Origin of the sequence: Natrialba sp. PRR66, assembly GCF_034808065.1 — an archaeon.
GTDB classification, from domain to species: Archaea; Halobacteriota; Halobacteria; order Halobacteriales; family Natrialbaceae; genus Natrialba; species Natrialba aegyptia.
In genome coordinates this window covers 349,110-373,009 of sequence record NZ_JAXHGN010000001.1, presented here as the reverse complement: position 1 = coordinate 373,009, position 23,900 = coordinate 349,110, and the positions used below count along the sequence as shown (strand labels likewise).

General features: G+C 65.2%; 18 protein-coding genes. 9 read left to right on the top strand and 9 right to left on the bottom strand.

The genetic code is table 11. From position 1 onward, the window contains the following. Positions 1–44: 44 nt before the first annotated feature. The 4 genes from SM755_RS01720 to SM755_RS01705 all read left to right on the top strand — a co-directional run bounded on the left by SM755_RS01720 (position 45) and on the right by SM755_RS01705 (position 4,522). Positions 45–1,325 (top strand): MFS transporter, encoded by a 1,281-nt coding sequence (locus tag SM755_RS01720; protein ID WP_323171185.1) that lies wholly within the window; start codon positions 45–47, stop codon positions 1,323–1,325. A gap of 140 nt (positions 1,326–1,465) precedes the next feature. After that, positions 1,466–2,818, top strand: coding sequence for an aminotransferase class III-fold pyridoxal phosphate-dependent enzyme (locus SM755_RS01715; RefSeq protein ID WP_323171184.1), 1,353 nt, complete (start codon positions 1,466–1,468; stop codon positions 2,816–2,818). 80 nt (positions 2,819–2,898) lie between these two features. Continuing rightward, the gene (locus tag SM755_RS01710; protein WP_323171183.1) at positions 2,899–3,903 is read left to right on the top strand and encodes an ornithine cyclodeaminase family protein; all 1,005 of its coding nucleotides are present in this window, start codon (positions 2,899–2,901) and stop codon (positions 3,901–3,903) included. A gap of 73 nt (positions 3,904–3,976) precedes the next feature. Then, complete coding sequence (locus SM755_RS01705; protein ID WP_323171182.1) at positions 3,977–4,522, top strand: 8-oxo-dGTP diphosphatase; 546 nt, start codon at positions 3,977–3,979, stop codon at positions 4,520–4,522. Positions 4,523–4,612: 90 nt separating this feature from the next. Here the strand turns inward: SM755_RS01705 and SM755_RS01700 are convergent, their stop codons facing one another. From SM755_RS01700 to SM755_RS01690, 3 genes are all read right to left on the bottom strand, one after another. After that, complete coding sequence (locus SM755_RS01700) at positions 4,613–4,969, bottom strand: hypothetical protein (protein WP_323171181.1); 357 nt, start codon at positions 4,967–4,969, stop codon at positions 4,613–4,615. A 199-nt stretch (positions 4,970–5,168) separates the two neighbouring features. Beyond that, positions 5,169–6,140 (bottom strand): NADPH:quinone oxidoreductase family protein, encoded by a 972-nt coding sequence (locus SM755_RS01695; RefSeq protein ID WP_323171180.1) that lies wholly within the window; start codon positions 6,138–6,140, stop codon positions 5,169–5,171. Between the two features lie 99 nt (positions 6,141–6,239). Continuing rightward, the gene (locus SM755_RS01690) at positions 6,240–8,000 is read right to left on the bottom strand and encodes an alpha-amylase domain-containing protein (RefSeq protein ID WP_323171179.1); all 1,761 of its coding nucleotides are present in this window, start codon (positions 7,998–8,000) and stop codon (positions 6,240–6,242) included. A 203-nt stretch (positions 8,001–8,203) separates the two neighbouring features. Between SM755_RS01690 and proS the strand changes: the two genes are divergently transcribed. Then, positions 8,204–9,685, top strand: coding sequence for a proline--tRNA ligase (gene proS / locus SM755_RS01685; RefSeq protein WP_323171178.1), 1,482 nt, complete (start codon positions 8,204–8,206; stop codon positions 9,683–9,685). Positions 9,686–10,119: 434 nt separating this feature from the next. Then, on the top strand, positions 10,120–14,679 hold the full coding sequence (gene gltB, locus SM755_RS01680) for a glutamate synthase large subunit (protein WP_323171177.1): 4,560 nt from the start codon (positions 10,120–10,122) through the stop codon (positions 14,677–14,679). 47 nt (positions 14,680–14,726) lie between these two features. Here the strand turns inward: gltB and SM755_RS01675 are convergent, their stop codons facing one another. The 3 genes from SM755_RS01675 to SM755_RS01665 all read right to left on the bottom strand — a co-directional run bounded on the left by SM755_RS01675 (position 14,727) and on the right by SM755_RS01665 (position 17,295). Beyond that, the gene (locus SM755_RS01675) at positions 14,727–15,353 is read right to left on the bottom strand and encodes a peroxidase-related enzyme (RefSeq protein ID WP_323171176.1); all 627 of its coding nucleotides are present in this window, start codon (positions 15,351–15,353) and stop codon (positions 14,727–14,729) included. A gap of 191 nt (positions 15,354–15,544) precedes the next feature. Continuing rightward, positions 15,545–16,354: a hypothetical protein gene (locus SM755_RS01670; protein WP_323171175.1), complete on the bottom strand. Its 810-nt coding sequence runs from the start codon at positions 16,352–16,354 to the stop codon at positions 15,545–15,547. Beyond that, positions 16,351–17,295, bottom strand: coding sequence for a hypothetical protein (locus tag SM755_RS01665; protein WP_323171174.1), 945 nt, complete (start codon positions 17,293–17,295; stop codon positions 16,351–16,353). Before SM755_RS01665 ends, SM755_RS01670 begins: the two co-directional genes overlap by 4 nt. On the opposite strand from SM755_RS01665, the gene SM755_RS01660 reads away from it, so the two are divergent. The 3 genes from SM755_RS01660 to SM755_RS01650 all read left to right on the top strand — a co-directional run bounded on the left by SM755_RS01660 (position 17,282) and on the right by SM755_RS01650 (position 19,883). Next, positions 17,282–17,476: a hypothetical protein gene (locus tag SM755_RS01660; protein WP_323171173.1), complete on the top strand. Its 195-nt coding sequence runs from the start codon at positions 17,282–17,284 to the stop codon at positions 17,474–17,476. The two genes, SM755_RS01665 and SM755_RS01660, sit on opposite strands and share 14 nt — an antisense overlap. 204 nt (positions 17,477–17,680) lie before the next feature. Further along, on the top strand, positions 17,681–18,670 hold the full coding sequence (locus tag SM755_RS01655) for an NAD-dependent epimerase/dehydratase family protein (RefSeq protein ID WP_323171172.1): 990 nt from the start codon (positions 17,681–17,683) through the stop codon (positions 18,668–18,670). A 151-nt stretch (positions 18,671–18,821) separates the two neighbouring features. Continuing rightward, complete coding sequence (locus tag SM755_RS01650; protein ID WP_323171171.1) at positions 18,822–19,883, top strand: NAD(P)-dependent glycerol-1-phosphate dehydrogenase; 1,062 nt, start codon at positions 18,822–18,824, stop codon at positions 19,881–19,883. Between the two features lie 17 nt (positions 19,884–19,900). Here the strand turns inward: SM755_RS01650 and SM755_RS01645 are convergent, their stop codons facing one another. The 3 genes from SM755_RS01645 to SM755_RS01635 all read right to left on the bottom strand — a co-directional run bounded on the left by SM755_RS01645 (position 19,901) and on the right by SM755_RS01635 (position 23,805). Then, the gene (locus SM755_RS01645) at positions 19,901–20,737 is read right to left on the bottom strand and encodes an ABC transporter permease subunit (protein ID WP_323171170.1); all 837 of its coding nucleotides are present in this window, start codon (positions 20,735–20,737) and stop codon (positions 19,901–19,903) included. Then, entirely contained in the window at positions 20,734–21,720 is a 987-nt protein-coding gene (locus SM755_RS01640; RefSeq protein WP_323171169.1) for an ABC transporter ATP-binding protein, read from the bottom strand. The genes SM755_RS01645 and SM755_RS01640 overlap by 4 nt, the downstream gene beginning before the upstream one ends. 249 nt (positions 21,721–21,969) lie before the next feature. After that, the gene (locus SM755_RS01635) at positions 21,970–23,805 is read right to left on the bottom strand and encodes a S9 family peptidase (RefSeq protein ID WP_323171168.1); all 1,836 of its coding nucleotides are present in this window, start codon (positions 23,803–23,805) and stop codon (positions 21,970–21,972) included. Positions 23,806–23,900: the final 95 nt, after the last annotated feature.

The window sequence follows — 23,900 nt, the reverse complement described above, 5'->3', positions numbered from 1 at the left end:
GCTTAGCAATCATTATGCCACGCGCAGTGCGTTTGAAACCTAGTATGAGTACTGTCCAATCGGGTCGGCTCACCGGGAACGACAGGTCGATCACCGGCTTCGTGATGATCGCCCACGCCGTCGTTCACACTTACGAGCTCTCGATCCCGATCCTGATGGTGATCTGGCAGACCGAGTTCAGCGTCAACACCGCCGTTCTCGGAGTCGCCGTCTCCGTCGGCTACGCGCTGTTCGGTCTCGGTGCCCTCCCGGCCGGCATTCTGGCGGACCGCTTCGGCTCACGCGAACTCGTGATGGTCTGTCTGGCGGGGATGGGTGGCTCGTTCTTGCTGTTGAGCGCCGCCCAGGGAGTCGCGATGATCACGGCCGCACTCTGTCTCTGGGGCGTCGCAGCGAGTATTTACCACCCGGCGGGGCTCTCGCTGATCTCGACCGGCGTCGAACAACGCGGCACCGGATTCGCTTACCATGGCATCGCCGGCAACTTCGGCATCGCGTTCGGGCCGCTGCTGACGGCGGTGTTGCTGTTGTTCTTCGACTGGGAACTCGTCACGGCCCTGCTCGTCGCGCCGGCCGCGCTCGGCGTGCTATACGCGCTGACCGCGAGTTTCGACGAGACGGCTGCGGTGCAGACGGAGCCGGACGGCGGCACCCGAGGGGACGACCGGCAGATGTCGCTCTCGCGGTTCGTCGGGGATAGCCGGGCGCTGTTTACGGTCGGCTTTACGGTCGCGATGATCGTCGTCATGATGAACGGGCTCTTCTATCGCGGCACGTTGACTTTCCTGCCCGACGTGTTGGGCGATTTCATGCCGAACATCGTCGAGCAACTCCAGTTGTTCGACCCCGACAGCCCGATGGCCGAAGAGTTCGATCCGGCCTCGTACCTCTACGCCGGGCTGTTGATGGTCGGTATGGCCGGCCAGTACGTCGGCGGGAAGCTCACCGATCGCATCCGAACTGAGATCGGGCTCACGGTCATCTTCGGCTCACTCGCCGTCGTCGCTGTGCTGTTCGTCCCGGTCGCGCGGACTGGGTTCGTCCCGCTACTGCTGATCGGCTCCCTGCTCGGCTTTCTGCTGTTCTCGCTGCAGCCGATGTACCAGGCGACGATCGCGGAGTACAGCCCGCCGGGGGATCGCGGCCTCTCGTACGGATACACCTACCTCTGCGTCTTCGGGGTCGGTGCCGCCGGCGCTGCGGTCGCGGGCTACCTCCTCTCGCTGGTCTCCGTCTGGCAGACATTCGCCATCCTCGCGGTGTTTCCCACTACCGGTGCCGTCCTCGCCGTCGTCCTCTCTCGGACGGGCGCCCGCCGAAACTGATCCGCCCCGAGGCGGCCGTCGCGGGCGGTCGCGATTCGAGTTGGCCGTGGTTCGAACGCTGGGAGATGATCTAACTCCAAGATCAACGCGAGTCGAATTGCGGGACAACAGTTAACTCGCACCGAGTGGATGTCACTGTCATGTTAGAAGGACCCACGGAGGAATCGACGGCGGTTCCGACGACGATACCCCACTGGTACGACCCCGACAGCGACGCGTTAGCGATTACGGACGGCGACGGCACGACGGTCGTCGACGAGACGGGCACGACGTACCTCGACTTCGTCTCGCAACTCTACTGCGTCAACGCCGGCCACGGCAACCGAACAATCATCGACGGCATGACCGAACAACTCGAGCAGATCCAGTACGTCTCCGCCGCGAAACGCTCGCCCGTCCGCGCCGCGCTCGGCGAGCGACTCGTCGATCTCGCGCCGGGCTCTCTTTCGCACGCGCTGTTCTCGGTCACCGGCAGCGAAGCCAACGAACTCGCCGTCCAACTCGCGCGCAACCATACCGGCGCATCGAAAATCCTGACCCGCTGGCGCTCCTATCACGGCTCGACCTACGGTGCAGGCAGCCTGACCGGCGACCCCGAAACCCGCAACCTCGTCGAAACCCACGCCGCCACGACCGGCGCGGCGAAGTTCCTCCCGCCGATGGCCCACCGGTCCCCGTTCGACGCCGAGACGCCGGCCGAACTCGCAGACGCGGCGGCCGACCACCTCGAGTTCGTCATCCGAAACGAGGGGCCCGACAGCATCGCGGCGATCATGATGGAACCCGTCGCGGGCTCGAGCGGGGCGTACACGGCACCGCCGGGCTACTTCGAGCGCGTGCGCGAACTCTGCGACGAGTACGACATCCTCCTGATCGCCGACGAGGTCATCACCGGCTTCGGCCGCTGCGGCGAGTGGTTCGGCGTCGAGACCGAAGGGATCGAACCCGACCTGCTCACCTTCGCCAAGGGCGTCACGAGTTCGTACGCGCCGCTGGCCGGCGTCCTGGCGCGACCCGAACTCGTCGCGGACATCGAGGAGGAGGGCTTCGACCTCGGCCAGACCTTCGGCGGCCACCCCGTCGGCTGCGCGGCGGGGCTCGCCGCCATCGAGGCCTACGACAACGGACTCATCGAGAACGCCCGAGAGAACGCTCCGGCCCTCGAGACCGGGCTGGCCGAACTCGCGTCCCGGACCGACGTCGTCGCCGACGTTCGAGGCCGCGGCTACCTCCGGGCGGTCGAGTTCGCCGATCCCGCGACCGGCGAGCCGTTTTACGATCCGCGCGTCGACGAGACGGGCGGTGACGAGCGCGAAGGTGAATCCGAGAATCCGGTGCCGGCCGTCGCCGCGGCGCTCGAGGACCGGGGCGTCATCGTCGGTACCGGTCGTCCGGCCACGCAGCTCCTGCTCGCGCCGCCGCTGTGTGCGACGGCGACGGAGATCGAGACGGCGCTCACCGAACTCGACGCGGCGATCGACGAGGTGTTCTGAGACGCGGCCGTTCGTTTCGCTTTCCCACCGCGTTCGCCGCTTGTGACGGCTTTTTCCTCGTCGAGCCGAAACGAGTATGCATGACGGACACGCTGTTTCTCACCAGCGAGGAGATCGACGACCTTGCATCGCCGGCGGACTACGTCGACGCCGTTCGGGACGGCTATCGGCAGGTCGGCAACGGCGCACCCGCGTTTCCGCGACAGAAGTTCTTCCGCGAGGACCCCGCGGGGATGTTCACCAGCTACGCGGCCCTCCTGCCCGACACCGGCGCGATGGGCGGCTACATGTACGGTGCCGGCTTCGGCTCCGGCGACGGCTGGTTCATGACGCCGCTTTTCGACGCCGAGAGCGGCGAGCCCCTCGCCCTCCTCGACGGCGCGAGCATGAACCCCTTCAAAACCGGGGCCGCCGGAGCCGTCGCCGTCGACGAACTCGCCCGCGACGATGCCTCGACGCTCGCCGTCATCGGCAGCGGCCCGCAGGCCCGCGGCCAGGTCCACGCCACCGCGACCGTCCGCGAGTTCAGCGACGTTCGCGTCTACTCGCCGACCCGGGAGAGCCGGGCGGCGTTCGCCGACGAGTTCGACGACGCGCTTGAGGCCAACGTCACGGCCGTCGACTCCAGTTCGGCGGCGATCGGCGGCGCTGACGTGGTTATCACGGCGACCAGCGCCAGCGACCCGGTCTTCGACGGCACCGAACTCGATCCCGGGACTCACGTCACGGCGATGGGTCAGTACCAGGAGGGCAAACGTGAACTCGATACGACGACGATCGAGCGGGCGACCTACGTGCCGGACCTCCGCGAGCGCGCCACCTACGACGCGGGCTCGTTCCTCGCCGCGCTCGAGGCGGGTGCCGTCACCGAGGACCACATCCACGCCGAACTCGGCGAAATCGTCGCCGGAGCCGAACCCGGGCGGACGGGAGACGACGAGATCACCCTTTTCGACAGCGGCGGGACGGGCATCGAAACCGTCGCCGCGGCGCACATGCTGTACGAACGCGCGACGGAGGCGGGCGCGGGCTCGCCGATCTCGTTCGCGCCGGCGAGCGAGGCGCTGACGGGGAAGCGGCCGTAGATCGGCAGTCGACCCCGATTCGCACCGCTCCCGGTTCGCCCGACTTTAGTTACGGGCCGGCGCACGAGTTCGTATGATCGAGGCGACGCTCTGTTTCGTGCTTCGCGATCGCGGCGATGGGCGGCCCGACGACGCGGCTGGTGCGCCGAATGCCACCGACGAGGTCCTCCTGATCGAAAAACGCCGTGGCCTCGGCGAGGGCTGGTACAACGGCCCCGGCGGGAAACTCGAAGGCGACGAAACGCCGCGCGAGTGCGCCGCCCGAGAGACACGGGAGGAAGTCGGCCTCGAACTCGATCCCGCGGCCCTCGAGAAGGCGGGCGAACTCACCTTCCTGCTCGACGGCACGGTCCACACGCGATGTCACGTCTACCGGACCGAGACGTTCGCCGGCGAGCCGCGCCCCTCCGACGAAGCGCGTCCCGAGTGGGTTCCGACCGACGAGGTACCCTACGACCAGATGTGGGAGGACGACCGGCTTTGGCTCCCGGGGGTACTCGAAGGGCGGACCGTCGCCGGCGAGTTCAGGTTTGAGGGCGGGCGGCCGCTAGACGAGGCCGAATTTGTCGATCACGAACTCGAGTGGGACGCGTCGTTTCGTGCGGCAGAGAGCGATTGAATAGCTTGAACGCGTTTTCGCCAACTAACTCCGTTGGAATCCGGTTTTTCAGCGGTGCCGTCGTGCGGAATGGACGCTTGCTACACGCGCTTACTGAACGTCGTCGATCCCTGATTGAGATTGTTTGTCGTCATCTGTGTCGTCAGAAAAGAACCGTCGATAGATCGTTTCTACAAGATCGAAAATTAACTCGATGGTTTTGATGAATACCAAGACGATTTCGTCCATATCTGTTACACTGTGTTCGTTGGAATAAGGGTTGCCCGTACGTATCGCTGAGAAGTCCACCGCATCGCGTCGACGAGAGTTCAATAGCGCCTCTCTCGCAGGCACCGAGACGACCACAAAGCACTTTATAAGCTCCGTTGTATCCGCAGAGCGTCGGTATCGCAGGGAATCTTCCGACGAACGGCCGATGATAGCTACCCGCGTCGTCCGTTGCTCCATAGGCTGTCTTTGACAGCAACACGACCGAAACGGGCGAGGAATCGCCGAACTCGAACTGGATGACGGTCGCCGCGACGGGGGGTCGGTTTTTGAGTATCTCTCACTCACTATTTCCGCCCTCTGGCCTCCCGCCCCCACCCTTCACTCTACAGTTCTAACCTCTCACCTTTCACTTCAGTGAGTTATCCGTTACCGCACGTCAGGGCTTCAGCACGACCTTTCCCGAACTCTTGCGGTCCTCAATGTACTGGTGGGCCTCGGCCGCGTCTTCGAGTGCGAAGTCCTCGCCGAGAATAACCTCGAGGTCGCCGCTCGTCAGGCCCTCCGTCAGATCGGGGACGGCCTTCATGATCCGCTCGGGGTCGTGGTAGGAGGCCTGCCCGAGGTGGAAGCCGGAGACGGTCTTGTTCTCGAAGAGGAGTCGGCGGTTCTCCGCGCTGGCGGGAACGCCGCTCGCGACGCCGTAGGTAACCATCCGTCCGAAGTGGGCCATCGCGTCGAGGCTGCGTTCGAAGACATCGTCGCCGACAGACTCGAGGACGAGGTCGACGCCTTCGCCGTCGGTCTCCTCGTCGACGACCTCGCGGAAGTCCGTCTCCGTGTAGTTGATCGGGTGATCGCAGCCGAGTTCAGCGGCGAGATCGAGTTTTTCCTGCGTGCTCGCGGTGCCGAAGACCTCCGCGCCCGCGTTCGAGGCGAGCTGGACGGCGGCGGTGCCGACGCCGCCCGCTGCGGCCTGGATCAGTACCGTCTCGCCGGCTTCGAGGCCGCCCCACTCGAACAGACAGCTGTGAGCGGTGAGAAACTGGACGGGGAAGCCGGCGGCTTCCTCGAAGCGCATGCCATCGGGAATCGGAAAGAGCATCTGCGCGTTGGCCGTGGCGTACTCGGCGTAGCCGCCGGTGTCGAGCATCCCGACGACGCGGTCACCCTCGTTCAGATCGACGCCCTCGCCGGTCGCGTCGACCGTCCCTGCGGCTTCCATGCCGGGAACGTAGGGGGTTTCCGGACCGCCGGGATACGCGCCGCGGCGCTGCATGATGTCCGCGAAGTTGATGCCCGCGGCCTCGATCTCGATCCGGACCTCCCCGGCGTCCGGTTCGGGTAGGTCGGCGTCGATTTGCTCGAGCTGATCGCTCTCGCCGTACGCTGTTACTTCAATCGCTCGCATACTCGTACATTTGTAACACGAGCGCATAAAGGGGCGAGAACCGGAAGGAACCAACCAACCGTTGTCAGCGGCAGTTCGTCCGTTGCCGGGCGGCAAGCGCTACTCGTCTTCCCAGCCCTGATGAGACGGGTGACGATCCGTCCGGTCGTGATTGGAGCCGCGCTCCCACACGTCGCCGGTGTCGCCGGACGGACCGCGGCGCGTCTTCCACTCGAACTCGCCGGGATCGTCGACGGTCACTTCCCAGATGTCGCCGTCCGTCCAGGTGCCTTCGATGCCACCGCCCCAGTCGGTGAGTTCGTCGGTGCTGCCGGTGAAGTAGACGGACTCGCCGTGATCGACGCCGACAGTCACCCGGAGCGTGAGTTCGCCCGACCCGCCGCCGCTCTCGGGTGCGTACATGACCCAGCCCTGCGAGGGAACGGTAATCTCGACCCGTCCCTCGTCGTCCGTCGTCACCTCGTCCTGCCCGCCGGCGTGGTCGACGAGCGTCTTGTTCGGCCAGGACGTCTCGACCCACTCGGTTCGGTCGTCCCACTCGTCGTTGTTGATGCCGGCCAGCAGATTGAACTCGCGCTCGAAGACGTAGAGAGCGTCACCGACGTACCGATCGATCAGCGCGCCGGTCGCCAGATTTCGTTTGACCCAGATCAAGTCTTCCAGGTACGGATCGTCGATTTCGGCGTCCCCCTCCGAAGAGAGAAAGAGCATCGGCAGTCCTGGAGCCGAGAGGAGATACGCGTGTGCGAGTTCAACGGCGATTCCCTCCGCTGTGTAGTCACCGGGGTCGTCGCCGTCGTCGATGCCGACATTCGGGCCGGTGGTATCGTGATTCTGGACGAACGTCACCGCGACGCTCGGATCCTCGTGAACGATACCGCGCGCGTTCTCCCGTGCGAGAGCGGTCATGTCGCCGCCCTCGAAGGCGTCCATGATGGCGTAGTAAAGCGGATAGTCGAAGACGCTCATTCCGGTGTCGGCAAACTCCATGACGGTGTTCGTGTCGCCGTCCCAGATTTCGCCGACGCGCCAGAGGCCGAGGTCGTCGGCCAGCGGGTTGATCTCGGAGGCGAAGTACCACGGCCAGATGTGGCCCGCTGCGTCGAGTCGGAGGCCGTCAGCGCCCAGGGCGGCCAGCCGTTCGAGGTGAGCGGCGTGCTCATCCTGAACGTGCCCGTGTTCGTGGTTGAACGACGGGAGCCCGAGCAGGTCACACTCGTACTGGGCGCGCTCTTCGTCGTTTCCTTCACCCTGCCAGTAACAGTCCTCACCGAGCGTGCCGTAGTCGTGAAAGTGCTCGTCGCGGTCGAACTGCGGGAGGTCGACGGGACCATCCGGCCCGTCTGCCGTCGCCATGTGGTTGAGGACGACGTCGAGAACGACCTCGATATCGTGGTCGTGGGCGGTGTCGATCAGCGACTCGAGTGCAGCCTCGGTGCCGTGGGGTGAGTCGAAGGTCTCGAGGTCCACCGGCTGGTATCCAAGCGGCGGATTCGGCTCGAGGTAGCCGTAATCCGGGTGTGGATCGCCGTAGTAGCCTTCCTGGTCCGCCGTCGTCTGGTCCTCCCAGTCGAGTTTGCTGACGGCCGGCTGGGGCAGCCAGACGACATCGATGCCCACATCGGCGAGTCGCGGGATGTCGGCCTCGATGGTGGCCCACTCGGTGTGAAAATACTGGTAGGCGACGCTGTTCTCGTCGAGGTCGATGGAGTCCGCGTCGGCGCTTGCAACGCTGGAGCCGCCCGCAAGCCCGGTGGCTGCGGCTGCGATGAGCGCTCCGTTCGTCTGCAGGAACCGCCGTCGTTTGATACTGCTCGATCGGCCTTCGTCATCGTGGTCATGGTGGCTGTTACCATCCATACACCAACCCCGTCCAACGAGGGTAGTAATAATACATCATGATTTTAACACACTTCTAGAACGCAGTCACTGTCAGTTCGGCGGATCGATACAGGCCATCCGATGTGCTCGCTGATCAAGTGCTGAGAGCGCTCTGACGATAGTCGACCGACGGCGCTCGCCAAACACTGCGGATTTATTTCCCCGGTCGCAAAGGAACTCGTATGAGCAACGAAAGTCAGGAACTCGGCATCACCGAGTCGAAATCGCACAAACCCGGTGACTGGTACGCCGAGGTCGTCCAGAAGGCGAACCTCGCGGACTACGCACCCATGGGCGGGTTCATCGTCACGAAACCCCGCGGCTACGCTCTCTGGGAAGCTATCCAGGACGCGCTTGACGGCTGGTTCAAAGAGACCGGCGTCGACAACGTCTACTTCCCGCTGTTCATCCCCGAGTCCTTCCTCGAGCGCGAGAAGGACATCGTCGAAGGCTTCGACCCCGAGGTCGCGTGGGTCACCCAGGGCGGCCACGAGGAGCTCGAGGAGCGTCTCGCCGTCCGGCCGACCAGCGAGTCGATCATCGCGCCGTTCATGGCCGACTGGGTCCGAAGTCACCGCGACCTCCCGCTACGGCTCAACCAGTGGTGCTCGGTCGTCCGGTGGGAGGCAACCGAGACGAAGCCGTTCTTCCGGACCAAGGAGTTCCTCTGGCAGGAGGGCCACACCGCCCACGCGACGAACGGAGAGGCCTGGGAGGAAGTCTGGACGCGCCTTTCCCAGTACGAGCGCGTGTTCGAGGAGGTGCTCGCGATCCCTGTCATGCGGGGCAAAAAGCCCGACCACGACAAGTTCCCCGGCGCGGACACGACGACCACCGTGGAGGCGCTGATGCCCGACGGGAAGTCCGTCCAGAGCGCGACGAGTCACCATCTCGGCCGGAGCTTCGCCGAGGCGTTCGACATCACCTTCGTCGACGAAGACGAGAACGAACAGACCGCCTACACGACCTCGTGGGGGCTCTCCTGGCGCGCACTCGGCGCGCTCATCATGACCCACTCCGACGATCAGGGGCTCGTGCTCCCGCCGACCATCGCACCCACGCAGGTCGCCATCGTCCCCATCTGGCAGGAAGAGACCAAAGACGACGTCCTCGAGTACTCCGAGAACATCGCCGACGAACTCGAGGACGCCGGGTTCCGCGTCGAACTCGACGACCGCGACGGGCGCAATCCCGGCTTCAAGTTCAACGAACACGAACTCAACGGCGTCCCCCTCCGGCTCGAGATCGGCCCCTACGAGGTCGAAGACGAGGAAGTCACGCTGGTTCATCGGCCGGACAACGAAGAAAGCGTCGCGGACCGCGACGGCATCGTCGAAACCGTCGACAAGCACCTCGACGAAATCTTCGACAAACTGTACGACACCGCCGAGGAGAACCTCGAAAACAACATCCGCGAAGCCCACAGCCCCGAAGACATCCTCGGCACGCTCGGCAAACACGGCGGCTACGTCAAGACGCCGTGGTGTGGCGACGAGGCCTGCGAGGAGGCCATCAAGGAGAAGATCGCCGCCGAAATCGTCATGCAACCGCTCGAAGACGAGGGCGGAACGACGGCCGGCGAGGTCCCCGAACCGGACCACAACGAGTGCGGCGTCTGTGGCGACCCCGCCGACGAAATCGCCTACTTCGCGAAGTCGTACTGACGGATTACTGACCGCAACCCGCTCGTAGTTCGCGCCGCTCTCGCTCGTCTCCGTCGCGATACGAGTTCAGAATCGCTCTCCGAAGCGCAGTTTGAGCCCTCGAACCCAGCGTTCCACCGAGCGTCGACGTGTCGAATTTCGGAACCTAATGGTTTAACCCAAGAGTGCTTACCGGTGGCGTGTGAACTCGTGAGTGTGGTGTTCACTCTGGTGGGTGAGCACTACGTGCCTCTGACACTTTTCCCAGGCTGAACGGTACAATCGCCTCTGTGACGCCCAGGTTTTGTCCCGAATTTCAGAACGCACGGCCGGACGCGTGGACGAGCAACATCACGATCCCGCGAACAATACACCTTATACCGCATTATATGTGTTTATAATACACTTAGTCATTATGGGTTACCCTCTTATAGGTCGTCTCGGTATGCAGTGGTATGCCACAGCCACACAGCGAAGCATCCGCCGAGCGGCCGACGGGGCTTTCTGACCCGTCGGACGCACGGTCGAACTGCGGCGTCGGCGTCGTCATGGACCTCGACGGGGGATCGAGCCACGATGTCGTCGCCGACGGACTCGACCTTCTCGTTAATCTCGAACACCGCGGGACGACCGGCGCGGAACCCAACACCGGCGACGGTGCGGGGATCATGCTCCAGACACCACACGCTTTCTTCGACGGTGAACTCGATATCGACCTCCCCGCCCCCGGTGACTACGCCGTCGGCTCGCTCTTCTTGCCGACCGACGACGACGCCCGCGCCGCACTCGTCTCTCTGCTCGAAGATACCTTCGGAACCTACGACCTCGACGTGCTCGCGTGGCGCGACGTGCCGACGAACAACGCCGACCTCGGCGCGACGGCGCTCGAATCTGAACCCGACGTCTGGCAGGTCGTCGTCGCTCCCACGGACGACGTGACGGGCGACGAGTTCAACCGACGGCTCTACGTGGCTCGTCGCGCGCTCGAAAACGCGGTCACCGAGGCGGATATCGACGGGAAAGAGCGGTTTTACGTCTGTTCGCTCGACTCGCAGACGCTCGTCTACAAGGGTCTGCTCAAGGGCGAGCAGGTCGCTTCCTACTACCCCGATCTCACCGACGAGCGCCTCGAATCGACGTTCGTGATGATTCACGAGCGGTTCTCGACGAACACGCTCGGGGCCTGGCACCTCGCACACCCCTACCGGAACGTCATCCACAACGGCGAGTTCAACACGATCAAGGGGAACATCAACTGGATGCGTGCGCGGGAGACGGACATCGAGAGCGACGTCCTCGACGATTTGGAGGCCGTCAAGCCGATCATCAACGATCCCGGCCAGTCCGACACGGCGAGCGTCGACAACGCGCTCGAACTCCTCCTACAGGACGGACGCGACCTGGCGCACGCCCTGCGGATGCTCGTCCCCGAGGCCTGGCGCGGGGACGACGCGATGGACGAGGACCGCAGGGACTGGTATGACTTCCACGCCTCGCTGGTCGAACCCTGGGACGGCCCCGCGCTCGTGGCCGCGACCGACGGCGACCGCGTCGGTGCGGTCCTCGACCGCAACGGCCTCCGTCCCTGCCGGTACGACGTGACGACGGACAACCGCCTCGTCATGGCGAGCGAGGCCGGTGCCCTCGACACCGATCCCGAGGAAATCGAAGAACGCGGCCGCCTCAAGCCGGGCCAACTCTTCCTCGCCGACCCGGACGAGGGACGGGTCATCCCCGACGAAGAGGTCTTCGACGACCTCACCGACGACCGCTACGGCGAGTGGGTCGATCGGGAGCAGGTTCACCTGCCCGAAATTCAGTCGACTGGCGACAACACGCCCCAACAGCCCGTCTCGAACCTGCGGGCCCAGCAGGCCGCCTTCGGCTACACTCACGACGAACTCGAGAACCTGCTCGAGCCGATGACCGCGAAAGGGAAAGACCCCGTCGGCTCGATGGGCGACGACACGCCGCTGTCCGTCCTCACCGAGTTCAACCGCCCGCTCTTTTCGTACTTCAAGCAGCTGTTCGCCCAGGTCACCAACCCGCCGCTCGATTACATCCGCGAGGAACTGGTGACGAGCCTCGAGAGCCGCCTGGGCTTCCAGCGCAACCTCCTCGACGAATCGCCCGCCCACGCCCGCCAACTCGTCCTCGACTCGCCCGTGCTGACCGACGCCGAACTCGGGGCGATTCGGGACTGCTCGACGAACGGCATTACGGCCGCGACGATCGACATCACCTACGAACCGACGAGCGACGAGTTCGGCTCGGACCTCGAAGCGGCGGTCGAACGCGTTCGCGAGGACGCCGTCGCGGCGATCGAGGCGGGCCACGACGTGCTCGTCCTCTCGGATCGTAACGTCGACGCCGAGCGCGTCGCGATTCCGAGCCTGCTCGCGACGGGCGGCGTCCACCACCACCTCGTTCGAAACGGGCTTCGCAACCACGTCGGCCTCGTCGTCGAATCCGGCGAACCCCGCACCGTTCACCAGCTCTCGACGCTCGTCGGCTACGGTGCCGGCGCGGTCAATCCGTACCTGGCCACCCAGACGATCGCCGATCTCACGGCCGGCCCGGACGGTGCAGACACCGAGGCTGCCATCGACGCCTACGTCGGCGCGCTCGAGAACGGCCTGCTGAAGGTCATGGCGAAGATGGGCATCTCGACCGTCGAGAGCTACCAGGGTGCCCAGATCTTCGAAGCCGTCGGCCTCGACTCCGACCTCGTCGACGAGTTCTTCGCGGGCACCGAGAACCGGACCGAGGGGATCGGCCTCGCGGAGATCGAAGCGGACCTCCGGGAGCGCCACGCGACCGCCTTCGGAGCGGACGACGAGACTGAACTCGACCGCCACGGCGAGTACGAACACCGCTCGGACGGCCTGACTCACCAGTGGAATCCGGAAACGGTCGGCACGCTCCAGCAGGCGGTTCGCTCGAACGACTACGAGCGGTATCAGGAGTTCGCCGAACTGATCAACGACCAGAATCAGAACCTCCAGACGCTTCGGGGCCTGCTCGAGTTCGATTCTGACCGCGAGCCGATTCCGATCGAGGAAGTCGAACCGGTGACGGACATCGTCGAGCGGTTCTCGACAGCCGCGATGAGCCTCGGCTCGCTCTCGCCGGAGGCCCACGAGAACAACTCGATCGCGATGAACCGGATCGGGGGCAAGAGCAACACGGGCGAGGGCGGCGAGCCGCCGGAGCGCTTCGACACCGAGCGCGAGTGCAACGTCAAGCAGGTCGCCTCGGGCCGATTCGGCGTCACCTCGACGTACCTCTCCTCGGCCGACGAACTCCAGATCAAGATGGCCCAGGGATCAAAGCCGGGCGAGGGCGGCCACCTCCCCGGCGAGAAGGTAAACGAGATGATCGCCCACGTCCGCAAGTCGACCCCGGGCGTCGGCCTCATCTCCCCACCGCCGCTGCACGACATCTACTCCATCGAGGACCTGAAACAGCTGATCTTCGACCTGAAGGCCGCAAACGAGGAGGCGGATATCAACGTCAAACTCGTCTCCGAAGCCGGCATCGGCACGGTCGCCGCCGGCGTCGCGAAGGCAAACGCCGACGTGGTCCACATCTCTGGCCACTCCGGCGGCACGGGTGCCTCGCCGCGCACGTCGATCAAGAGCGCCGGCCTCCCGTGGGAACTTGGCCTCGCAGAGGCGAACCAGATGCTTCGTGAAACCGGCCTGCGCGACCGTATCCGGGTCTCCGCCGACGGCGGGATGAAGACCGGCCGCGACGTGGCCGTCGCCGCCTTCCTCGGTGCCGAGGAGTACGTCTTCGGCACCGCCTCGCTCGTCACCTCGGGCTGTGTGATGGCCCGACAGTGTCACAAGAATACCTGCCCGGTCGGCGTCGCCACCCAGCGCGAGGACCTGCGCAAGCGATTCCCCGGCGAACCCGAACACGTCATCAACTACATGACGTTCATCGCCCAGGAGCTACGCGAGATCATGGCCGAACTCGGATTCGAGACCGTCGACGAGATGATCGGCCGGGCGGACGCGCTCGCCCAGCGCGACACCGTCGACCACCCGAAAGCCCGCTCGCTCGACCTCTCAGCAGTGCTGGCCGAACCCGCCGGCGACGTGCGCCGGAAGGTCCGCGAGCAGGATCACGAACTCGACGGCCAGATCGACTACGAGTTCATCGACGCCGCGGCGGACGCGCTCGATGGCGGTGAACCGGTCGCGCTCTCGGCGGACGTGACGAACGTTGACCGCGCGGTCGGGGCGATGCTCTCGAACCGGGTTACGAGCCGCTACGGCGAGGCCGGCCTGCCGGAGGATACGATCACGGTCGACCTCGAGGGGACCGCCGGCCAGAGCTTCGGTGCGTTCCTGGCGAGCGGAGTCTCGCTGCACCTGAGCGGCAGCGCGAACGACTACGTCGGCAAGGGCCTCTCCGGCGGCAAACTCACTGTTCGAACGCCCGACAGGGCGAGTTACGACCCGACCAAGAACATCGCGATCGGCAACGTCGCGCTCTACGGGGCGACCGATGGCCAGTGTTACATCAACGGCGTGGCGGGCGAGCGCTTCGCCGTCCGTAACTCCGGTGCCAAGGCCGTCGTCGAGGGCGTCGGCGATCACGGTTGCGAGTACATGACCGGTGGCGTCGTCGCCGTCCTCGGCGAAACCGGAACGAACTTCGCGGCCGGCATGTCAGGCGGCGTCGCCTACGTCTACGACCCTGACGGCAAGTTCGCCGAGAGGGCGAACACCGGGATGGCGACGCTCCACGAGGACCTAGAGGAAGAAGACGAGGAGATGCTGCGGCGACTCGTCGAGAACCACGTCGCCTACACGGGATCCGACCGCGGCGCGGACCTGCTCGACGACTGGGAACGCGCCCTCGATGCGTTCGTGAAGGTCATGCCCGAGGCCTACCGCGAGGCCATCACCGAGCAGGGCTCGGACGACGTCCGCGGCGAACTGCCGGGAATGGCCGAGACCGAACTCGAAGCCGAATCGACCGGATTTGCCGCGAGCGACGACTAGTAGATCCCGCGCCGCACGACGAGTCTGCCGCCAGTTTGCCGCTCGGACTAGTCGCGGCCGAGCGTGTGGAACTCGTCGTTCGGCCGCATCGCCGCGAACATCGCCATCCGATTGCTCAGGTTGTAGAACGCCGTTACGGCGGCGATATCCCATATCGCCTCCTCGCTAAAGCCGGCGTCCCGGAGCCGCTCGAGATCCTCCCTCTCGACTTCCGTCGGCCGCTCGGTGAGTTTGACGGCGACGTCGAGCATCGCCCGGTGGGTCTCGTTGATGTCCGCCGTGCGGTAGTTGGCGACCAACTGATCGGCGAGTTGCGGATCCTCGGCGTAGATGCGAACGAGCGCCCCGTGTGCGACGTTACAGTAATAGCAGTGGTTGACGCCGGAGACGGCGACGACGATCATTTCGATCTCCTCGCGCTCGAGCGCGGTGTCCTCGACGAGCGCGTCGTGGTACTGGAAGAACGCGCGGAAGTGCGAGGGTTTGTACGCGAACGCCGAGAAGACGTTCGGCGTGAACCCGGCCTCCTCGGTTTCGGCTTCGATTCGCTCTTGGAGGTCCTCCGGGAGATCCGCGAAGTCGGGAACGGGGAAGTTGGCCATCGCATCGTCCGCGAGCGTCGGTGTTGCGTTCGTCGCCGAATCGGCGTCGTCAGTGTCGTCGGTGTCGGTCATACCTGCCAATTCACACGTCGGGATAATAACTCACGGTCCCTGCTCGCTCGGCCGCACGCCGTCGTCGTTGGCTACTGTTACGGAGGATACCGCGACGGAAATCTGAACTCGCTCCTTGTGCGCTCGGTACGGCGTTCCGTGAAGAAAAACAGATTCGCTAGCAGCAGCGACCGACTCGGCTGTCCGGATCGTCACTCGTCGCGGTCTTCGTCCCGGTCGTCGACGGGGTCCCGTTCGTGGACGTGACGTCGGTTGCTCATATCGCTGGTTGCGTCCCGGTCACTGCTCGCGTTTCTTCCGCGCTCCTCGTCGTTCCCGCGCGATTCACGGTCCGACGTGTCGGTCCAGTGCCCTCGCTCCGATCGGCGTCCCGCCTGCCGGTACTGGAGCCCACCGCCGGATCGATTCTGCGGCGCAGTTCCCGTCTCCGATCCCGAGCGGTCGCCCTCGTCGAGTGAGCGCGCGTCTCGTCTCTTGCTTCGACGGTCCCGTTGGCTGCGCTGTGGGTGTGGCCGCCGCTGTGGATCGGACGTTGCCGCCGGCTCGCGCCGGGATCGCCGTTCTTCCGGCGGCTCCCGGGACTGGCGCTGCTCTCGGTGCTGTTCTTGTCCCTGTCCTTGTCTCCGTCCTCGGGTGCGTTCCTGACGTCCTTCCCGATCGCTCCCTCGCTCTGGCGCTCGACCCGATTCCTGCTCCGACTCTCGATTCGGCAGGCGACGAGTTCGGCCGGGCTCCTGACTGTGCCGTTCCGCTCCTCGGTGCTGGCGCTCGTCGCCACCGCCCCGCGGCTCCGGCTCGGACCGCTGGCGCTCGTCATCGCTGTGCCGCGGTTCCGGCTCGGGCTGCCGTCGCGATGTCGACTCCCGGAACCCCTGGCTACGCTGGTGCCGGCCCGCCGTCGCCTGTCCCTGCCGGGGTCCCTGTTCTCTCCGGCGAGTATTCTGCGTGCGATTTCCCTGCAGTCTGTCGTCGGGGGCACCCGGCTGCTCTCGCCGCGTCATCGATCGGTTTCGACCTCGGCGGTCCGGTTCCGAGTCCGGGGACCGCTGTCGGTGCTCCGGTGCCTGTTCCTGTGGCTGTGCACGATGCGATCGGCTCGACTCACCCGTACTGAACTCGGGTTGGGCTCGGTGGCTGCGACGCTGAGGGGGGTCATCGTGTCCGCCGCGTCGCTGTTGTGGCTCGGGTTGGGGGTGGTGACTCCGCTGGTGCTGTGATTCGGGTTGTCGGCGCTGATCGCGCCGTTGGGAATCCCACTGATCGGCCCCTCGCTCGCGGCGAACTCGTTCTCGACCGCCTTCGCGGGATCGGTCCGGCTGCCGGGCCTCACCGCCGTATTCGAGCGATCCTGCGTCTTGTACGTTCGTTTCGAACTGACTGTGCTGATCCGCCTGTCGAGATTGGCCGTGCTGGTCCGACCGGCCCGCCGGCTCCGGGTGACGACCCGGCCCGTTCTCGGGTATTCGACGCTGTCGCTGTTGTTGCGGTGGCTGTTGTGGCGGCTGGCGGTGCCCGCGTGAGGAATCTCGTTCCTTCGGTTCCGACTGCCGCAAGTGCTGTGACTGCTGGGGAGGCTGCCGGCGCGACTGCTGGGACCGCCGTTGCTGTGATTGCCGCCGAGGTTGTCGCTGCCGCGTGGTCTCTCGAGGGCGTTCCTGTCGTCGATCTTCTCGCCGGCCGCGGTCAGTCTCTCCCCGCCGGTCGTGGCGGGCTTCACCGCCGTACTCGAGCGTGTCTGCGTCCCGAACATCCGTTTCGAACCCTCGTCGATGGTCGCTCCGAGAGCGAGGGCGAGGGCGAGAGCGAGAGCGGTTGCGGTCCGAATCCGACGACCGCGTTCGCCCCCGTTCGTACTGCCGAATATCGCCGCGAGGGCGTCGTTCTCCGAACTGTCCTCGGTCCCGTCGGTCACGTCGGTTCGACGACTGATGTCGCTCGTCATCCTGGGGCCACTGGCTCCGTTCTCGCCGCGGTTGAAGGTCCCGTACCCGGCGTTGGTACTCCTCACGGGCTGGACGCTCGTCTCGGTCCGTGGTCGGTCGCTCCTGTTCGCGTTCGTCCGTCCATCGGTGTCGGCGTTCGTTGCGGTCGTTCATGGTCTTGATCGTGTGAAACGGGACTGAATTTCGGTCGTCCGTCACTGTGCGACGCATGTCCGCCGACTGCAGTCCGTCCGACGGCGGTGCTAGGCAGATCGTGCAGATAAATCCTGAGCGTGCGTAAGCGTGCATCTCACCTCTCGGCTCGATAACCCGCTAACGGCTCCCGCTTGAAGCCCAGACGGACCGTTCCGCTATCGTTTTCCGCCATCCTCGAGTGGATCACGTATGGACAGCGCACTCGTCATCGGTGGGACGCGCTTTATCGGCCGGCATCTGGTATCCGACCTGCTCGACCACGGATACGACGTAACGCTCCTCAATCGTGGTACGCACGAAAATCCCTTCGCCGACGAGGACCGCGTCGATCACATCGACGGCGACCGGACGAACGACTCCGCGCTCGAGGCCGCGGCCATGACCGCCGATCCGGACGCCGTCTTCGACTGCGTCGCCTACCAGCCAAGAGACGTCCAGGCGGCGACGCGAATTTTCGCGGACTGTGAGGCCTACGTCTACATCTCGAGCGGTGCGGCCTACGGCCGCGAGGACATTCCCAAGCGAGAAGGCGAGACGCCGCTCGAGCCCTGTACTCCCGAGGAGGCGACCGACGACACCATGGAAACCTACGGCAAGCGCAAAGCGGAGGGTGATCGTGCGATCGCAGCCGCTGCCGAGCGCGGCGTAAACGCCATGTCCGTTCGGCCCTGCGTCGTCTACGGCCCGCACGACTACACCGCACGCCTGGACTTCTGGATCGACCGCGTGAACCGCTTCGACCGCATTCTCATCCCGGGGGACGGCACCAACGTCTGGCACCGCGCCTACGTCGACGACGTTGCCAGCGCACTCCGACTCGTCGCCGAACGCGGCGCGGCCGGCGAGGCGTACAACGTCGGCGACCGTCGCCTCGTCACGATAGAAGAGATGATCGATCTCATCGCCGACGCATTGGACACATCCGTCGACGTCGTCCACGCCGGCCCGCGCGAACTCGCCGCCGCCGAGATCGAACTCGTCGACTATCCGCTCTATCGCGAGTACCCGCACGTCCTCTCGACGGCGAAGCTCGCCGAACTCGGCTGGGAGTCGACACCCCTCGAAACGGCGATGGACCAGTCCGTCGAGGACCACCTCGCAAGCGACCGGACGGGACGCGAAAACGGGCCGGACCGCGACGCCGAAGCGCGAGTTCTAGACATTCTCGACACGGTCTGACACTGCCGAGTGCAGTACGGACAGCGGGACGGATCGGCGAGCGGTCGTGTCGGCTCGCCATTGTCGCGGCTGTCGCGGATACCGAGGACGCCACGGATGTCACGGATGTCAAGGAAAAACACGTATATCCCGTGGGTGAATCAGGGCAACTATGTTCGAGAAGTCGACGTGGATTCGCCTGCCGCGAAACGTCGTCGTCGGGCACGGCGTCCGGTCGTCGGTCGTCGAGGTCGTCGACGAACTCCACCTGCAGGGCCGGCCGCTCCTCGTCACGAGTCCGACGCCGCGAGCGGTCGCGGCGGAACCGGTCGCCGCCGATTTCGAGGCCGCGGGGATCGATCCCGCGATCGTCACGATCGAGTCCGCGACGTTCGATTCCGTCGAAACCGTCATCGAGGCCGCCGAGGCCGAGGCCGCCTCCTATCTCATCGGCGTCGGCGGCGGCAAGGCGATCGATATCGCGAAGATGGCGAGCCACCACCTCGATATGGGATTTCTTTCGGTGCCGACGGCGGCGAGCCACGACGGGATCGTGAGCAATCGCGGCTCGGTCCCGGACGGCGATACGCGCCACAGCGTCGCCGCCGAGCCACCGCTAGCGGTCGTCGCCGACACCGAGGTCCTGGCCGAAGCCCCCTGGGAGCTGACGACCGCCGGCTGCGCCGACATCATCTCGAACTACACGGCGGTAATGGACTGGCGGCTCGCAAAGCGGCTCAAGAACGTCGAGTTCTCCGAGTACGGGGCCGCGCTCTCTGAGATGACCGCGGAAATCCTCGTGGACAACGCCGATCACGTCCGGCCCGGGCTCGAAGAATCCGCCTGGGTCGTAACGAAGGCGCTCATGTCCTCCGGTGTCGCGATGAGCATCGCCGGCTCCTCGCGGCCGGCGAGCGGGGCCGAACACCTCTTTTCGCACCAACTCGACCGACTGGCACCAGAGGCGGCGCTGCACGGCCACCAGGTCGGTGTCGGTTCGATCATGACCGCCTATCTGCACGGCGGCGAACGCGGCATCTGGCGGGACATCCGCGACGCCCTCGACAGCATCGACGCGCCGACGACCGCAGCCGAGCTCGGACTCGACGACGAAACCGTGCTCGAGGCGCTGACGACGTGCCACGAGATTCGCGACCGCTATACGATTCTCGGGAACGGGATGGACGAGCAGGCGGCTCGCGAGGTGGCGACGAAAACGGGCGTTATCGACTGAAAACGAAGCGGGCCGTCCTACCCGAGATCGGCGCGTCGGAACCGCCAGATCCCGAGCCCGAGCGGAACGACGACCCAGGCAACGAGGATCACGAGCATGAACCACTCCTGTAGGTAGAACACGTCGAACCCGGACCCAACCTGTCCGGGAAACTGTTCAGCCGGGAACGCAAGCTCCAATGCGTTGAGATAGGCACCCGTCGGGCTCAGACTGAAGATGAACTCGAGGTGAGAGGCGGCGTAGTTCAGCTCCAATTCCTCGAAGACGAACCGGGCCATGTACGCAGGTCCGATCGGCAGGAAATTCCAGATGATATTGAAGACGAAGAAGAAGCCGATCGCACCGCCCATCGCTCGCGAGCGGCTCGCGGTGGCCGCCGAAATCGCGACGGCGATAGAGACGTACGCGAGCGCATACAGGAGCGTAAGAGCGACGAAAACGGCGTAATCCCCGTACTCGACGCTCATCTCCGGAACGAGCGTCCATGCGGCGACGAGGCCGATTGCGAACGAGGCGAGCAACGCGCCGCTCACGACGCTGACCCGGGAGAGCAGTTTGCCGAGGACTACGTCCGTCCGCGAGACCGGTAAACTCAGCTGGTACCTGACACTCCCCGACTCCCGCTCGCCGGCGACCGAGAGGTACGCTGCGACGAGCGCGACGAGCGGGATGAGTAACACTCCGCCGATCGTCGCGAGACTGAGCATAATCCGGTAGAAACTCGGATTCATGCTGTTGCTCTGCCCCCAGTAAAACAGGAGCATAAACAGCACGTACAGCGCGACTGGAACCCAGATGAGTTTGGCGCGACGGACATCCAGGAGATCCCGTTTGGCGACCGAAATCGCGTTCATGCAGTCACCTCCTGCTTGTGCGTGTCGCCCTCGCTGGTCGAGTCAGTCGAGTCGCGTGATCCGGCGTGCGCGGTACCACCGGTATACTGGTTGAACAACTCCTCGAGAGAGGTGTCCGTCGAGTGGATATCCGTCACGGTCGTTCGCTGGTCGAGGGCGCGAGCCACGTCGATTTTCACGCTTGGGTCGGCGCAGACGGCCGTCACGACGCCATCTTCGACGGTCGTTTGTTGAACACCGTCGATGGCGTCGAGCGCGGGCATCTCTGGGTCCACCGAGGGTTCGGCTTCGAATTCGAGTTCGATTGTCGCTCCGCCGGTCGCCTCATCTCGCAGGCCGTCGATGCTGTCCAGGGCGACGAGTTCGCCCTCGTTCATGATTCCGACGCGATCGCAGACGGCTTCGACTTCCGAGAGGATGTGACTCGAGAAGAAGACGGCCGTCCCCGAGTCAGCCTCCGCGCGGAGCAGGTTTCGCATGTCCTGGATGCCAGTCGGATCGAGACCGGAGGACGGTTCGTCGAGGATCAGTAGCTCCGGATCGCCGACGAGCGCCATGCCGAGGCCGAGTCGCTGGCGCATCCCCTTCGAGAACCCGCCGGTCGGTCGGTCGGCGTCCTCGAGGATGCCAACGCGTTCGAGAATCGCATCAACGTCCGCATCCGCGCGTTTCGTTTCGGCGACCCACTCGACGTGTTCGCGGGCCGTGAGCCGCTCGTAGAGGGTTGCGCCCTCCGGAAGCACGCCGATGCGTTCGCGGATCGCTTCCGTCTCCGTCTGGGCGTCGTATCCGAGCACCGTCGCGGTTCCTGAGGAGGGGCGGACGAAGTCGAGGAGCATGTTGATCGTCGTCGACTTTCCGGCTCCGTTCGGACCGAGGAAGCCGAATATCTCCCCTTCGCCGACCGTTAGATCGAGGCCATCGACGGCGAGGACGGTTTCTCCGTATCGTTTCGTCAGGGCGGTCGTTTCGATAGCGGGCACAGTCGACCATTCAGCGAATATCTTGTAACTCTTTCTAAAAGATTTGCTATGTATCACGTTGTACTGCTGGCGACAGATTGGCGTCAGATGGCGGACGCGACGCTTGTAGTACTGTGGGCCGTGACGGTCCGAGAAGGACGAAGGCACGCCGACGACATCGGTCGTGAACACCAATCCGATGCGGGAGGGGGCCGCTGGGGCGTCTCCCATCCCCAACCGTCCGCCGTGGCTCTGCCACCGGTGTCTCGATCAGACGTGCTCGTCGAGGAAGTCGGCAATCGCCGAGTACGCCTCGATGCGGTTTTCGAGCTTCGAGAAGCCGTGTCCCTCGTCGTCGAAGACGAGTTTTCGAACCGGGACGCCCTGTTCGCCGGCCCGATCCGCGATCTGTTCGGCCTCCCCGACCGGCACGCGTGGATCGTTCTCGCCGTGGAGGACGAACAGCGGGGCCGCGATATCCTCGATGTTGTTCGTCGGGGAGATCTCCGCCAAGAACTCGCGATCCTCGGCCAGGCTCCCGTACTCGGCCTCGCGGAGTTCGCGCCGCCAGTCGCCGGTGTTCTCGAGGAACGTCACGAAGTTGGCGATGCCGACGATATCGATGCCGGCGGCCCAGAGTTCGGGATACGTGGTCAGTGAAGCGAGAACCATGAAGCCCCCGTAGGAGCCGCCTTTCGCGACGATGCGGTCGGGATCGACGGCGGGGTGGTCTTGCAGCCACTCGACGCAGGCCTTGATGTCGGCGACCGAGTCCATGCGGTTCTCGACGTCGTCGAGGGCCGCGTAGTCGGCCCCGTAGCCGGCCGAACCGCGGACGTTCGGCTCGAAGTAGGCGTAGCCCCGATCGAGGAAGTACTGCTTGACGCTCGAGAAGGAGGGGCGGCGCTGGCTCTCGGGGCCGCCGTGGATGTCGACGATAACGGGCGTTTCGCCGGCACCGTCGCTACTCTCTGCACTGGCGCTTCGATCGTCCGGAAGCGCGAAGAATCCCGGCACGTCGAGCCCGTCGAAACTCTCGACGTGAACCAGTTCGGACTCGTCGAACGTCTCGCGCGGGATGCCCGCCGTCGGTGCATCCGTCCAGCGCTCCGCGTTGCCGGACTCGATGTCGACGACGAAGACGTTCGTGTTGACCGTATCCCCGGTCGTCGACAGCGCGAACCGCTCCGCGTCCGGGCCGAAGCTTACGCCGCCCGACACGCCGCCCGGCAGGTCGGGCGCGGGAAACTCCTCGAACGCAGTCGGGTCGTCCGCACTGAACTCGCCAACGGTGAGTTCGGTGTACCCCTCGACGTTCTGGGAGTACACGAACCGGCCGGTTTCGTCGTCCAGCGCGATGCCGTCGACGTTCCACTCGTCCGCGACGACGGTCTCGAGTTCACCCGAGGCGATGTCGAGGTAGGCAAGCGAGAGGGTATCGGCGTCGCCGTGGTCGGTGACGAGGTAGATGCCGTCGCCGTCGGGTGCCCAACTCGCGCTCTGGTAGCGAACGTCGCCCTCGTGTGGCGTGAGGTGCTCGAGTTCGGTCGTCTCGAGGTCGAGAACGTACAGGTCCTGGTCGAAGTTCGAGTAGGCCTGGGAGACGAGCAGTCGCGAGTCGTCCGGGCTCCAGCCGGCGAGCGAGAGCCAGCCGTCGCCCTCGTGGAGACGGGTTGCATCGTTCCCATGTTCGTCTCGGTGCTGGACGTACACGTCGAAGACGGCCTCGTCGCGGCGATTCGACGTGAACGCGAACCGCTCGCCGTCGTGGCTCCAGCCGCCCCAGCGGTGCTTGGCGTCGGGCATCGCCGTCAGGTTCTCGATTGCACCTGTCTCGGCGTCGAGTCGGAAGAGTTGGGCGCGCTCGTTCCCGCCCTCGTCCATTCCGAAGATCAGTTCCGGGCGCTCCGGGGACCACGAGGCGAACGTGACGCGCTCGTCGGCGAACGTCCGCTGCTGGGGCCACTCGCGCGGGCCGTCGAGCGTCCAGACCTGCGGGGTACCGGTCGTGTCCATCAGAAACGAGAGTTCGTCGCCGTCGGGGCCAACGGAGACGCCGTACGCGCTGCGAATGTTGAGATAGCGATCGATGTCGTAGGCTGCCATAGCAGACGGTGCGTGTGGCGGGCCGGTAGTCGTTTGGGTTCCGGAGACGGGCCCCGACAGTAGCCGGTGACTACCGTCATTTCACAATTGAAACT

Excerpts from the sequence above, each read along its gene's own strand:
- SM755_RS01705 (WP_323171182.1), top strand. The coding sequence starts at position 3,977 with ATGATCGAGGCGACGCTCTGTTTCGTGCTTCGCGATCGCGGCGATGGG.
- SM755_RS01670 (WP_323171175.1), bottom strand. The coding sequence starts at position 16,354 with ATGACGCGGCGAGAGCAGCCGGGTGCCCCCGACGACAGACTGCAGGGA.
- SM755_RS01635 (WP_323171168.1), bottom strand. The coding sequence starts at position 23,805 with ATGGCAGCCTACGACATCGATCGCTATCTCAACATTCGCAGCGCGTAC.
- SM755_RS01675 (WP_323171176.1), bottom strand. The coding sequence starts at position 15,353 with ATGACCGACACCGACGACACTGACGACGCCGATTCGGCGACGAACGCA.
- SM755_RS01690 (WP_323171179.1), bottom strand. The coding sequence starts at position 8,000 with ATGGATGGTAACAGCCACCATGACCACGATGACGAAGGCCGATCGAGC.
- SM755_RS01715 (WP_323171184.1), top strand. The coding sequence starts at position 1,466 with ATGTTAGAAGGACCCACGGAGGAATCGACGGCGGTTCCGACGACGATA.
- proS (WP_323171178.1), top strand. The coding sequence starts at position 8,204 with ATGAGCAACGAAAGTCAGGAACTCGGCATCACCGAGTCGAAATCGCAC.
- SM755_RS01645 (WP_323171170.1), bottom strand. The coding sequence starts at position 20,737 with ATGAACGCGATTTCGGTCGCCAAACGGGATCTCCTGGATGTCCGTCGC.
- SM755_RS01650 (WP_323171171.1), top strand. The coding sequence starts at position 18,822 with ATGTTCGAGAAGTCGACGTGGATTCGCCTGCCGCGAAACGTCGTCGTC.
- gltB (WP_323171177.1), top strand. The coding sequence starts at position 10,120 with ATGCCACAGCCACACAGCGAAGCATCCGCCGAGCGGCCGACGGGGCTT.
- SM755_RS01665 (WP_323171174.1), bottom strand. The coding sequence starts at position 17,295 with ATGACGAGCGACATCAGTCGTCGAACCGACGTGACCGACGGGACCGAG.
- SM755_RS01660 (WP_323171173.1), top strand. The coding sequence starts at position 17,282 with ATGTCGCTCGTCATCCTGGGGCCACTGGCTCCGTTCTCGCCGCGGTTG.
- SM755_RS01700 (WP_323171181.1), bottom strand. The coding sequence starts at position 4,969 with ATGGAGCAACGGACGACGCGGGTAGCTATCATCGGCCGTTCGTCGGAA.
- SM755_RS01710 (WP_323171183.1), top strand. The coding sequence starts at position 2,899 with ATGACGGACACGCTGTTTCTCACCAGCGAGGAGATCGACGACCTTGCA.
- SM755_RS01655 (WP_323171172.1), top strand. The coding sequence starts at position 17,681 with ATGGACAGCGCACTCGTCATCGGTGGGACGCGCTTTATCGGCCGGCAT.
- SM755_RS01720 (WP_323171185.1), top strand. The coding sequence starts at position 45 with ATGAGTACTGTCCAATCGGGTCGGCTCACCGGGAACGACAGGTCGATC.
- SM755_RS01695 (WP_323171180.1), bottom strand. The coding sequence starts at position 6,140 with ATGCGAGCGATTGAAGTAACAGCGTACGGCGAGAGCGATCAGCTCGAG.